Origin of the sequence: Curtobacterium sp. MCLR17_058, assembly GCF_003234705.2 — a bacterium.
GTDB lineage: Bacteria > Actinomycetota > Actinomycetes > Actinomycetales > Microbacteriaceae > Curtobacterium > Curtobacterium flaccumfaciens.
The window spans coordinates 2,971,268-2,983,778 of the sequence record NZ_CP126262.1; the positions used below are offsets into that span (position 1 = coordinate 2,971,268).

Here is a 12,511-nt window from a genome sequence, read left to right on the forward strand (position 1 = left end):
CTACGCCGCCACTCGGGCTCAGGCTTCGATGTTGTCCCAGCCGTCGGGGCCGACCGACCCGGCGGCGTACTCGTCGAGGGGTGCCTTGCCGGCCTTCCACGCGTCGAGGAACGGCCCGACCACCTTCCAGCCCTGCACGGCGCTGTCGCCGCGCACCGACAGCGTGGCGTCGCCCTCGAGCACGCCGGCCAGCACCTCGCCGTAGGCACTCAGGCGCCCGGGGTTGAACGTCACCTCGAGGCTCGTGTGGTCGATCGTGTACGGGTCACCGGCGCCGTTGACGTTGAGCTCGAGCTGCATCTCGTCCGGGGCGATCCAGATCCGCAGCCGGTCGGGCAACTCGGTGCCGGTGAGTCCCTCGGGCACGTGCGGGGAGTCCTTGAACGTGATGACGATCTCGCGGCGCTGTGCGGCGAGCGCCTTGCCGGACCGCAGGGTGAAGGGGACGCCTGCCCAGCGCCAGTTCGCGATCTCGAGGGTGAGCTGGGCGAGGGTCTCGGTGCCGAGCGACGGGTCCACGCCGTCCTCGTCGACGTACGACGGCAGCTGGCGGTCCCCGACGGTGCCGGCGGTGTACCGGGCGCGCTTGCCCGCGGTGACGACGTCGCCGCCCCACGGTCTGACGGCCCGCAGCACGAGTTCCTTCTGGGTGCGCAGGTCGTCGGCCTTGATCGAGGCGGGGGCCTCCATCGCGACGACGGCCATCACCTGCAGCAGGTGGCTCTGGATCATGTCGGTGAGCGCCCCGGCCTTGTCGTAGTAGCGCGCCCGACCCTCGAGCCCGAGGGTCTCGTCGTAGACGATGTCGACGCGCTCGACGTGCTGCGACGACAGCAGCGGTTCGATGATGCGGTTGGCGAAGCGCAGCCCGAGCAGGTTCAGCACGGTGGAGCGGCCGAGGAAGTGGTCGACGCGGTGGATGCGCTCCTCGGGGATGAACGAGTGCAGCAGGTCGTTCAGGTGCGAGGCGCTGTCGGCGTCGGTTCCGAACGGCTTCTCGAGCGCCAGGCGGGTGCCGGCGGGCAGGTCGAGGTGGGCGAGCTGCTCGCAGCTCTTCTCGGTGACCGCCGGCGGCAGCGCGAAGTAGATCGCGGGGTCGTGCTCGCACGCGGCGAGCAGTGCCCGCAGGTCGTCCGGGTCGGTGACGTCGGCCTTCCGGTAGGTCGAGGCGTCGACCACGGCCTGCAGTCGCTCCGGCAGCGCTGTGTCACCCGAGGCGCCCTCGTCCTCCTCGTTCTTCGACGCCTGCGCGTTCTCGAAGGACTCGCGCACCTGCGCCTTCCAGTCGGCGTCGGACAGGTCCTCGACACCGGCCCCGACGAGCTGGACGTCCCAGTCGTCCTTCACCTGGAGCAGGGTGGCGAGGCCGGGCAGGAGCAGGCGCTTGGACAGGTCGCCGCTGGCTCCGAGGATGAGCAGGCTGGTCTGGAGGCTCGACATGCTGCAGACGGTACTCATCGGCCCCGGTGGATGACCGGGCCGCTACGGTGGTGTCATTCCGGCGCGAGGGAGCACCATGAGCAGTGGGTACGAAGGGCGACGCCTCCGTGTCGCCGTGGTCGGGACGGGCATGATCGCCGGCGTCCACGCCCGGGCGGCCCGGGCCTCCGGCGCCGAGGTCCTCGGTGTGCTCGGCCGGAACGCCGCCCGGTCCGAGCAGGTGGCGGCGCAGCTCGACCTGCCCCGTGGCTACGCCTCCCTCGACGAGGTCATCGCCGACGCCCCCGACGTCGTGCACATCTGCACCCCGAACGACCAGCACCACCCGCAGGCGCTCGCGGTGATCGCGGCCGGCATCAACGTGGTGTGCGAGAAGCCCCTGGCGATCGACCCCGCGCAGGCCGCCGAGCTCGTCGCCGCCGCTGCCGAGGCCGGTGTCGTGGCCACCGTGCCGTTCGTGTACCGCTACCACCCGATGGTCCGCGAGATCCGGGCGCGCATCGCCGACGGGGAGCTCGGCCGGCTGCTCGCGGTGCACGGTCACTACCTGCAGGACTGGATGCTCGACGAGGACGCCTCGAGCTGGCGGGTCGACCCGACCTCGAGCGGGCTGTCCCGCGCGTTCGCCGACATCGGCTCGCACTGGTGCGACCTGGTCGAGTTCGTCACGGGCGAGCGCTTCGCCTCGGTGTCCGCCGCGACCGACATCGTCTACCCGACGCGGCCGGCGGCGTCCGGTCCGTCGTTCTCCGGCTCCCCCGACCCGGACCCGGTGGCCGACGCGGCCGAACGCGCCGAGGTCACCACCGAGGACACCGCCGTCGCCACCTTCCGCACCGCCACGGGCCGCATCGGGAACGTCGTGATCTCGCAGGTCGCGTCGGGCCGGAAGAACCGCCTGTGGTTCGAGGTCGACGGCACCCGCGGCAGCGCGGCGTTCGACCAGGAGCAGCCCGAGTCCGCGTGGTTCGGCAACGAGCGCGGCGCCCAGATCGTGGTCCGCGACCCGTCGCAGGGGTACCCGGACCAGCGCCGGCTGGCGATCGTGCCGGCCGGGCACCCGCAGGGGTACCTCGACGCCTTCGCGGCCTTCGTCGCCGACACCTACACCGCGGTCCGCACCGGAGTGGCCCCCGACGGACTGCCGACGTTCGCGGACGGCGCCCGCTCCGCCGACATCATCGAGGCCGTGATCGGCAGCGCGGCCGAGACGACCTGGCGGGAGATCCGGTGAAGCTCGGCATGCTGACCGCCTGCCTGCCCGGCTGGTCGCTCGACCGGATCGCCGGGTTCGCCCAGCAGCAGGGCTACGAGCGGCTCGAGGTCGCCGTCTGGCCGGGCACCGGCGGTCGCGACTTCGAGGCGGCGCACCTGCCGGTCGCCACGTTCACCGACGAGGACGCCCTGGCCACCCGCGCCCTGCTCGACCGGACGGGCCTCGAGATCTCGGCGCTCGCGTACTACGAGAACAACCTGCACCAGGACCCGGAGCACCGTGCCGCGGTGCGGACCCACCTCAAGCACGCCATCGACACCGCGCAGACGCTCGGCATCCCGTACGTCGGCACCTTCATCGGCCGCGACACCACGAAGTCCGTCCGCGAGAACATGGCCGAGGGGAACCGGGTCCTGCCCGAGCTCGTCGACTACGCCGGCGAGCGGGGCGTTCGGCTCGTCATCGAGAACTGCGTGATGGAGGGCTGGCACCCCGACGGGTACCCCGGCAACATCGCGTACTCCCCCGAGCTCTGGGGCTGGGTCACCGGCCTGGGCTTCGGCCTGAACTGGGACCCGTCGCACCTGACGTGGATCGGCATCGACCCGGTCGAGACGATCCTGCCCTTCGCCGAGCACATCGTGCACGCCCAGGCGAAGGACCTGGAGCTGTTCCCCGAGCGGCGCAACGAGTACGGGTTCTTCGGCAAGGTCGACAAGGGCGACGACCCGTGGGACATGGGCTGGTGGCGGTTCCGGGTGCCGGGCCGCGGCGTCGTGGACTGGCCGCGCGTCGTCGACCGCCTCTACGAGGCGGGCTTCGACGGCACGCTGAGCGTCGAGCACGAGGACCCGCTCTGGGGCGGCACCGACGACCGGGTGCTCGAGGGGCTGCGCATCGCGCACCGCACGCTGCGTCCGCTGATCGCGCAGGAGCAGTAGCCGGTACCGAGCAGGACCCGACACCGAGCACCAGCCAGCACAGGCGCCCTGGCCTGGAGGCCCGGATCACGTGACCGACGTCGGTCACGTGATCCGCGCCTCCAGTCCGGTGCCTGTGAACGGACCCGTGTGCGCCCGCGCACGCTGGTGCCATGAGCACGACCGTGAGCGACTTCGTCATCGACCGCATCAAGGCGTGGGGGGTCTCCCGCGTGTTCGGGTACCCCGGCGACGGGATCGGCGCCTTCGACGGCGCGCTCGGCAAGGCGGCCTCGAAGGGCGACGGCCTGGAGTACGTCCGCCCCACGCACGAGGAGATCGCGGCGCTGATGGCGACCGCGCACGCGAAGTTCACCGGCGAGGTCGGGGTCTGCGTCGCGACGTCGAGTCCCGGTGCCTTCCACCTGCTGAACGGGCTGTACGACGCGCAGATGGACAACCAGCCGGTGGTGGCGATCGTCGGCCAGCAGGGGCTCGCGGCGATGGGGTCGTTCACGCAGCAGGAGTCGAACCTGGAGCGCGTGTTCGCCGACGTCGCCTGCTACGTGCAGACGGTGGCCACGCCCGAAGCCGTCGGCGTGGTGCTCGACACCGCGTTCCGCACCGCGTCGCTGCGCAAGCAGCCGGCCGTCGTCGTGCTGCCCCACGACGTGCAGGCGATGGCGTACGACGCGCCGCCGCTGGAGCACTGGGCCTCACGGTCGAGCGACGTCCCCGCGTCGACCCGGATCACGCCGCCCGCCGACGAGGTCCGGAAGATGGCGGAGATCATCAACGCCGGGTCGAAGGTGACGTTCCTGGTCGGTGCGGGCGCGCGCGGTGCGACGGCCCAGGTGCTCGCAGCGGCCGAGAAGGCGGGTGCGGGGATCATCACGGCACTCCGCGGCAAGGACGTGATCCCGTCCGACGTGCCGTACCACTCGCAGCAGCTCGGGCTGCTCGGGTCGTTGCCGTCGCTGCACCAGATCCGCGACTGCGACACCCTCGTGCTGCTCGGCACGAACTACCCGTACGGCGAGTACATGCCGAAGACGGGGCAGGCCCGGGGCATCCAGGTCGACATCAAGCCGGAGCAGCTCGGCCTGCGGTACCCGACCGAGCTGAACCTGTGGGGCGACGTCGGCTCGACGCTCGACGCCGTGCTCCCGCTGCTCGAGCAGAAGACCGACAGGTCATTCCAGCAGACCGTCGCCGACGAGATGCGCGAATGGGAGTCGGAGATGCGCGCCCAGTCCGAGGTCGCCTACGACGACGGCGTGAACCCGCGCCGGGTGATCCAGGCCGTGAACGACCGGCTGCCCGACGGCGTCACGGTCACCGCGGACGCCGGCACGACCGCCGACTGGTACGGCCACCACATCCGGCTGCGCGAGGGCATGCGCGGCGACATGTCCGGCCGCCTCGCGACGATGCTCGCGGCGATGCCGTACGCGGTGGCGGCGAAGTTCGCGTTCCCGGACCGTCCGGCGGTGTGCACGATCGGCGACGGGGCCTTCCAGATGCTCGGCATGAACGAGCTGATCACCGTGAAGAAGTACCTGGCGGCCTGGCCGAACCAGCAGCTCGTCATCGTGGTCATGCACAACGACGACCTCGGCCAGGTGTCGTGGGAGATGCGCACCGAGGACGGCAACCCGATGTGGCGCGGCTCGCAGGACGTCGAGTCGATCGACTACGCCGGGTACGCGACGCTGCTCGGGTTCCAGGGCATCGCGGTGCACGAGGACTCCGAGGTCGAGGCGGCGGTCGAGCAGGCCTTCGCCCACCAGGGGGTCACCCTGATCGACGCGTACGTCAGCCGGAGCGTCCCGCCGCTGCCCCCGCACATCACGAAGGAGTACGCGATCAACACGGCGAAGAGCCTGCTGAAGGGTGACCCGGTCGAGTTCGACGTCGTGAAGGACTCCGCCAAGGCGATGGCGACCGAGGTCACCGAGCGGGTGAAGGGGGCGCTCGGCCGCGACTGAACCAGGTCGGGCGGGCCCAGGGGGACGGCCGTGTGAACGTCATGTGACGACTTGCGACGGGGTCTGGCGGGTCGCCTGTGCGTCTTCGTAGGTTCGACGGCGATGAACACTTCCCACACCACCGGAACCGCCGGTGCGACGACCCGACGACGCCTCGGCGCCGGCGCGGCCCTCGCCACCGCCGGGGTCCTGGTCGCACTGTCCGTCCCGTCCGCAGCCGTCGCCGCCGAGGGCGACACGACGATCGACATCGTCGACGTCAACGACTTCCACGGTCGCATCGAGTCCGAGGGCACCGCCGCCGACAAGGCCGCCGGCGCCGCGAAGCTCGCCGGCGTCGTGCAGTCGTACCGCGAGGCCAATCCGAACACGATCTTCGCCAGCGTCGGCGACAACGTGGGCGCCTCGACCTTCACCTCGCTCATCCAGCAGGACTCCCCCACGATCGACGCCCTGAACGCCATGGACCTCGACGTCAGCGCGATCGGCAACCACGAGCTCGACAAGGGCCAGGACGACCTGACCGGCCGCATCGAGGACCGCGCCGACTGGCCGTACGTCTCGGCGAACATCGTCAAGGCCGGCACCACCGACCCCGCGTTCACGCCGTACTCCATCGTGGAGAAGGGCGGCGTCAAGGTCGGCTTCATCGGTGCCACCACCGAGGACCTCATCCCCGGGCTCGTCAGCCCCGGCGGGGTCGAGGGCCTCGCGATGGCTCCGATCGTCAGCCAGGTCAACCGGTACGCCGAGCAGCTCACCGACGGCAAGGACGACAACGGCGAGGCCGACGTGCTCGTCCTGCTCGTGCACGAGGGCGCCACCACGAGTGCGCTCACCGACGCCACCGGCACCGGCGCGTTCGGCAAGATCACCTCGGGCGTCTCGTCGAAGGTCTCGGCCATCGTGTCGGCGCACACCCACGCGACGTACAACCACTCCATCGCCGGCCCCGACGGCACGAAGCGTCCGGTGATCCAGGCCGGGTCCTACGGGGTGAACCTCGGGCACCTGCAGCTCACGGTGGACGCGGACAAGCAGCTCACCGGCATCACGTCGTCGGTCACCCCCGTCAACGAGGACAAGCGTGTCCCCGCCGACACCACCTCGGTGACCGAGGTGAGCGACATCGTGACCGCCGCGAAGGCCGTCGCCGACGTCAAGGGCAGCGAGAAGCTCGGCGAGATCACGGGTGACCTGCGTCGCGCCGTGCAGTCCGACCGCAAGGCCGAGAACCGCGGCGGCGAGTCCGTCCTGGGCAATTACATCGCCGAGGTCCAGCGCAGCGCCACCGCCCGCAACGGCTCGAAGATCGCCTTCATGAACCCGGGCGGCCTCCGTACCGACATGGTCTACGCGTCCAGCGGCGCCGGCGACCCGGACGGCACCGTCACCTACAAGGAGGCCGCGCTCGTCCAGCCGTTCGCCAACACCCTGGTGACCAAGGACATGACCGGCCAGCAGATCAAGAACGCCCTCGAGCAGCAGTGGCAGCCGGACGGCCTCGAGCGTCCGTTCCTGAAGCTCGGCGTCTCGGACGGCTTCGCGTACACCTACGACCCGTCGAAGGGCCGCGGCGAGCGCATCACCGCGATGACCCTCGACGGCAAGCCGATCGCGCTGACCGACACCCTCAAGGTGACCGTCAACTCGTTCCTGTCGACCGGTGGCGACAACTTCGCCGCCTTCGCGACCGGTACGAACGTCGCCGACTCCGGCCAGGTCGACCTGCAGGCCCAGGTGGACTACTTCCTCGCCAACCCGAAGGTCACGCCCCCGGTCGACCAGCGCGCCGTCGGCATCACTGTCACGCCGACCCCAGAAGGTGGCTTCCAGCCCGGAGACGAGATCGAGCTCGACCTGTCGTCGCTCGTGTTCAGCAGCGAGGACCCGGCGAAGGCCGGCTCCGTCTCGGTCTCCGCGGACGGCAAGGAGCTCGCATCGTCGGCGATCGACCCGACGATCACCGACAAGAACGACGAGCAGGGTCGCGCAACCCTGACCGTCACGGTGCCCGAGATCGAGGCGCCGGCCGCACGCGCTGCCGCCCGCACCGCCGGTTCCGTGTCGCTCGCCGCGGTGGCCGAGCCGGTCGCCACGACGGACGCGCCGCTCGTGGTCACCCTGCCGGGTGGCCAGACCGTCACCCTCGCCGTGACGATCCCGGTCGCCGCAGCGGTCGACCCGACCGACCCGACGGACCCGACCGACCCCACGGACCCGGTCGACCCGACCCCGGCTCCGACCCCGAACCCGGGTGGCGGGGTCATCCCCGGCCCCGGCGCGGGTGACGGTGACGACGCCGGCATCGGTGGCGTCGGCGGGACCGACGACGACCCGCGCGCCGGTGGCGACCTCGCCTACACGGGTGCGGACCTGACCGCTCCGGCGATCGCGGCGGGCCTGCTCCTGCTCGCCGGGATCACGGCACTCGTGGTCCTCCGCCGCAACCGCGCACGACGTGCCGCGACGGTCCTGACGGACTGACCCCGAGCCTGCGGGCACACACGCGAACGGGCCGTCTCACCCTGGTGAGGCGGCCCGTTCGCGTCGGTCAGGAGGCCCGGGGCACGTCCGGCGCACACCTCGCGCGACCCGGCGGTCACGGTTGCTGTCCCATCCCGGTCGATCACTGCGGATCCGCGGATCCGCGGGGTACTCTCGGGGTTGTCGCACCGCGACGCGTCGTGCCGGGTCGCTTTCAGCAAGTCGACGGTGGTTCCGTTCGGCGAGACTCCGCGACGCGGGCGTCCTCCGCCTCCAGGGAAACGGCGGAGGGCGCCCACCCCTTCGGGTCAGCGCCTCAGGTCAGCGACGCAGCTCATCGGAAGAGCTGCTCGCCGATGTACGAGCCCTTGCGGGGTGCCGGCGGCACGGCGAACACCGCGGAGCCGATGTGCGAGACGTACTCGTTCAGCCGGTCCGAGGCGCCGAGCTTCCGCTGCAGCCGGGTGAAGTGGTCCGGGTCGTTCACGTAGGCGATGAACAGCAGCCCGGCGTCGAGCTGGCCGTACTCGTTGAGCCCGTCGGTGTAGTTGTACGGCCGGCGCAGGATCTTCACGCCGCCGTTCGCCTCGTGCGCGGCGAGGGCGATGTGCGACGTCGCGTCGATCTTCGTCGCACCGTCGTCGTCCTTGGCGTGGAAGTCCGGAGTGGTGTGCTCCTGCCCGCCGGAGAGCGGTGCGCCCTGGATCTTCGTCCGCCCGAACACCCGCTGCTGGTCGCTGACGACGTCGGCGTCCCAGGTCTCGATGTTCATCCGGATCTTCCGCACCACCTGGTAGCTGCCGCCGGCCATCCACCCGGCGTCGCGGTCGAGCCAGACGAACCGGTCGTGGTCGGCGTCGGTCGTGATGTTCCGGGTGCCGTCCTTGAACCCCATCAGGTTGCGGGGCGTGCTCTGGTGCGGCCCCGCCGATGCCCGGCCGAAGCCGAGCACGGTCCAGCGGACGGTCGCGGTGCCGCGGGCCATCCGTGCGAGGTCGCGCACCGCGTGGTACGCCACCTGGGGGTCGTCGGCGCAGGCCTGCAGGGACAGGTCCCCGCCGGTCAGGCCCTCCTGCAGGTTGTCGCTCGGCAGCGTCGGGATGTCGGCGAGCGAGGCCGGACGGCGGTCGGCGAGCCCGAAGCGCTCGTCGAAGACGCCGGGACCCAGGCCCACCGTGACGGTCAGGGACGCCGGCCCGAGGTCGAGCGCCTCGCCGGTGTCGGCACCGACCCCGTTGCCGTGCGCGGGTTCGACGCTGCCGACGGTCTTGCCGGCCTGCAGCTGGGCGATCGCGGCCGACCAGCGGGCGAGGAGCACCTGCAGCTCGGTCGTGACGGTCGTCGACAGGTCGAACGTCATGTAGACGCAGTACCGCTGCGGGGTGGTGCGGATCCCGCCCTGCGGCTGCCGGGCCGCGGTGGCGTAGAACGGCTGGCTCTGCGACAGGTCGATCGACTCGTCGCCGTTCGTCGCCGCCGTGAACGGGTTCACGCCGGTCGCCGCGGTGGCGCCGCCGATGCCCGCAGCCGCGCCGACCCCGGCGCCGGCCACGGCCAGGCCGGCGCCGAACAGACCACGGCGGGAGACGCTCGCCCGGGGTGCCTCGTCCGCCCGCGGTGCCTCGTCCGGCTCGGTCACGCGGTCGCGACCTTCTCGGCCAGGCGGGACAGCGGGTCCTGCAGCGCCTGGATCTGCTGCGAGATCGTGTTCGCGTCGGACTTCTTGGTGGCGGCGTCCCACGTGGCGAAACCGCCCAGGTCGTCGGCGTCGCGGTAGCCGTCCATCATCGTGTTCGTGGCGTCGAACTGCTTGGCGATCTGCTTCGTCAGGGTCGGGTCGAGCTTGGTCAGCCCCGGCTTGAGGTACGCGAAGGCCTGACGGGCACCCTCGACGTTGGCGGCGAGGTCGACGAGGTCGATGTGGCTGTACGCCTCTTCCTCGCCGGTGATCTTGTTCGACTGCACCTCTTCGAGCAGGCCGGCGGCACCGTTCGCCAGGTCCTCCGGCTTGTAGTCCAGGGTCGGCACGAGCTTCGCGAGCAGCTGCACGTCCTCGGTCAGGTCCGCGGCGGTCTGCTTCGTCGACGCGGTGATCTTCCCGGCCTGGAACAGGTCCTTCTCGACGGCGTGGAAACCGCTCCAGCCGACGGCGGGGTCGAGGTTCGAGGCACGCATGTCGATCAGGTAGTCGAGGTTGCCGGCGTTGTCGGTGGCCTTGAACCCCTTCTTGACGAAGCCGTCGACGTCGCTCTCGACGTGCTCGTAGAACGGGCGGGCGTTCGCGTAGTCGGTCTTCGCCGCGTCGAGGTCGCCGGCGTCGATGTGCTTCTGCATCTGCTCGACCGCGGCGACCATGTCGGTGACCTGGCCGTCGACGTAGGTCGCGTACCCCTTCGTCCCGTCGCGGAGCAGGGTCGAGGCGCTGCTGTTCGCGGTCGACGCGGCCTTGCCGGTGACGGTGAAGTCCGTCAGCTCGGTCTCGGCGCCGGGGCAGTACACCTGGTACTTCCCACCGGTCAGCGTGGCGGTGAACCGGACGGCGTCGAGGCCGGGTGCCAGGTTCTCCTTCTCGCCGAGGATCCGCTGGTCCTGCAGCAGCTCGACCTCGGTGATCGCGGTCGACGACTCGTTCTTCACTGTGAAGGTGACGGGGCCCGCGGGGACCTTCGTCGAGGACACCGCACAGGCGTCCTGCCCGTCGTTCGTGAGCGTGATGGTGACGCGGGAGACCTTCGCGTCGTCGGAGCCGGAGCCGTCGGCTCCGGTGGACCCGCCGGCGCACCCGGTGAGTGCGAGGGCGGTGACGGCGCCGAGGGCGCCCAGGGTGATCAGGGGTCGGACGGGCTTACCGAAGGACATGGTCGGTGCTCCTTGCAGGGTCCGCGGCCGGAGGGCCACGAGCGGGGACGGGTTCGGGGGTGGGGATGGTGGGGAGTCGCCGGCGACGGCGGTCACGGAGGGCCAGCAGCGCCTGCGCGGCGGCCGCGATGCCGAGGGCGATCGGCAGCCAGGCCTTCCAGAGCAGCAGGTCGGCTGATCGCGAGTCCGCTGCGGCCACCGAGGCGGCCGACCGCTCGACGCGGGCATCGGGGACGGACCAGACGGTGCGGTCCAGTGTCGTGGTGCGCGCGGACGGGAGGCCCCCACCGCTCAGCGTCAGCACCTCGCGTTCGTCGCGGGTCGCGTCCAGGACCCCACCGCGGACGGTCCACAGGGTCACCGTGTCGCGCACGGCCCAGCGCGCCGAGAAGGGGCCGGGGTTCGTCGACGGGGAGACCCCGACGGGCAGGCGACCGAACAGGGTGACGAGGTCGTCGAGCGTCAGCGTCGACGGACGGTCGGCACCGCTCCCCTGCTCACTGGTTCCGTCCTGCACGACGCGCCACCGGTCGGCGGCCACGCCCGCGCGGGTGACGCGGCGGTGGGCCGACGTCGGCAGGGTGATCCGGGCCTCCCGGCCGGTGCCCGACACGCGGAGGACGCCGGACGCACCGTCGACGCTGGCGGAGACGGAGCTGGCGTCGCCGCTGACCGCGGTGGTGCGGGGCAGGTCGACCCCGCCCGTCGGCACGGCGATCGCGAGTGCCGCTGCCGCCACGGCGAGTGCGCCGGCGACGACGGCGCGCACCCGGGGCACGCGGCCCGGCGACGGACGCCAGGCGCGCGGCCAGAGCGTCAGGGCCAGCACCGGGACGACGTAGAGGACCCAGCCGAGCACCTCGATGACCCGCGGGTCCGGCGGGATGCCGAGCACGCCGGTGACCAGGGCGCCCTGCACCGAACCGTTCGGCGCGAGCCACGACAGGTCGACGGTGCGCTGCTGGCCGATGACGATCCAGCCGGCCTCGTGCGCGCGGCGGAGGACGGTCAGCACCAGGCCGCCCGCGACGAAGACCAGGAAGACCCCGGTGCCGGTGAAGAACCGCGACAGGTTGAGGCGGACGCCACCGGTGTAGATGCCGAAGCCGACGACGACCGCGGCCGCGATGCCGATCACAGCACCGAGGGCGGCGAGGCCGGTGTCCGACGACGCCTGGAACGTGGCGAGGAGGAACACCGAGGTCTCGAAGCCCTCCTTCAGGACGGCGAGGAACGCCATGCCGGCGAGGGCCCAGGCGGTGCCGCGGCCGAGCGCTGCGGTCGCACTGGCCTCGAGGTCGGCGGTCAGGGTGCGCGCGTGCGTGCGCATCCAGACGATCATGCCCGTGACGAAGACGACGGCGACGATGCCGATGACCGCCTCCATGCCCTCCTGCTGGGCCTGCGGCAACGCCTGCTCGACGGCCTGCAGCCCGAAGCCGACGGCGATGCTGAGCAGCACCGCGAGCCCGACGCCCGACCACATCGGGGCGAGCGGGACGCGGTTGCGACGCAGGAACGCGGCGATGATGCCGACGATGAGCGTGGCTTCGAGGCCTTCACGGAGACCGATGACGAGAGTGGCGAGCATGACGAAGGTG

General features: G+C 71.5%; 8 protein-coding genes. 4 read left to right on the plus strand and 4 right to left on the minus strand.

The genetic code is table 11. The features are described from left to right. Positions 1–18 precede the first annotated feature (18 nt). A complete protein-coding gene (locus DEJ11_RS14015) occupies positions 19–1,440 on the minus strand; it encodes a glucose-6-phosphate dehydrogenase (RefSeq protein ID WP_111101352.1) in 1,422 nt (473 codons plus the stop codon). Between the two features lie 76 nt (positions 1,441–1,516). On the opposite strand from DEJ11_RS14015, the gene DEJ11_RS14020 reads away from it, so the two are divergent. The 4 genes from DEJ11_RS14020 (at position 1,517) to DEJ11_RS14035 (ending at position 8,051) form a co-directional block, all read left to right on the plus strand. Then, on the plus strand, positions 1,517–2,674 hold the full coding sequence (locus tag DEJ11_RS14020) for a Gfo/Idh/MocA family protein (RefSeq protein WP_035808774.1): 1,158 nt from the start codon (positions 1,517–1,519) through the stop codon (positions 2,672–2,674). Then, positions 2,671–3,597 carry a sugar phosphate isomerase/epimerase family protein gene (locus DEJ11_RS14025; RefSeq protein WP_111038264.1) on the plus strand — a complete coding sequence of 309 codons (927 nt, stop codon included), beginning with the start codon at positions 2,671–2,673 and terminating at the stop codon, positions 3,595–3,597. Before DEJ11_RS14020 ends, DEJ11_RS14025 begins: the two co-directional genes overlap by 4 nt. 152 nt (positions 3,598–3,749) lie before the next feature. After that, positions 3,750–5,564, plus strand: coding sequence for a thiamine pyrophosphate-requiring protein (locus DEJ11_RS14030; RefSeq protein ID WP_111104319.1), 1,815 nt, complete (start codon positions 3,750–3,752; stop codon positions 5,562–5,564). A gap of 102 nt (positions 5,565–5,666) precedes the next feature. After that, on the plus strand, positions 5,667–8,051 hold the full coding sequence (locus tag DEJ11_RS14035; protein WP_111104321.1) for a bifunctional metallophosphatase/5'-nucleotidase: 2,385 nt from the start codon (positions 5,667–5,669) through the stop codon (positions 8,049–8,051). Positions 8,052–8,385: 334 nt separating this feature from the next. On the opposite strand, the gene efeB is transcribed toward DEJ11_RS14035, so the two are convergent. Genes efeB through efeU form a run of 3 tightly spaced genes read right to left on the minus strand, consistent with a single transcriptional unit; the run spans position 8,386 to position 12,501 of the window. Next, complete coding sequence (gene efeB / locus DEJ11_RS14040; protein WP_111104323.1) at positions 8,386–9,690, minus strand: iron uptake transporter deferrochelatase/peroxidase subunit; 1,305 nt, start codon at positions 9,688–9,690, stop codon at positions 8,386–8,388. Then, the gene (efeO, locus tag DEJ11_RS14045) at positions 9,687–10,910 is read right to left on the minus strand and encodes an iron uptake system protein EfeO (protein ID WP_111104325.1); all 1,224 of its coding nucleotides are present in this window, start codon (positions 10,908–10,910) and stop codon (positions 9,687–9,689) included. Before efeO ends, efeB begins: the two co-directional genes overlap by 4 nt. Then, positions 10,897–12,501 (minus strand): iron uptake transporter permease EfeU, encoded by a 1,605-nt coding sequence (gene efeU / locus DEJ11_RS14050; RefSeq protein ID WP_284176632.1) that lies wholly within the window; start codon positions 12,499–12,501, stop codon positions 10,897–10,899. The genes efeO and efeU overlap by 14 nt, the downstream gene beginning before the upstream one ends. Between the last annotated feature and the right edge of the window lie 10 nt (positions 12,502–12,511).

Bases quoted from the DNA above. Each gene is read 5' to 3' on its own strand.
- DEJ11_RS14015 (WP_111101352.1), bottom strand. From the start codon at position 1,440: ATGTCGAGCCTCCAGACCAGCCTGCTCATCCTCGGAGCCAGCGGCGAC.
- DEJ11_RS14020 (WP_035808774.1), top strand. From the start codon at position 1,517: ATGAGCAGTGGGTACGAAGGGCGACGCCTCCGTGTCGCCGTGGTCGGG.
- DEJ11_RS14030 (WP_111104319.1), top strand. From the start codon at position 3,750: ATGAGCACGACCGTGAGCGACTTCGTCATCGACCGCATCAAGGCGTGG.
- DEJ11_RS14035 (WP_111104321.1), top strand. From the start codon at position 5,667: ATGAACACTTCCCACACCACCGGAACCGCCGGTGCGACGACCCGACGA.
- efeO (WP_111104325.1), bottom strand. From the start codon at position 10,910: ATGTCCTTCGGTAAGCCCGTCCGACCCCTGATCACCCTGGGCGCCCTC.
- efeU (WP_284176632.1), bottom strand. From the start codon at position 12,501: ATGCTCGCCACTCTCGTCATCGGTCTCCGTGAAGGCCTCGAAGCCACG.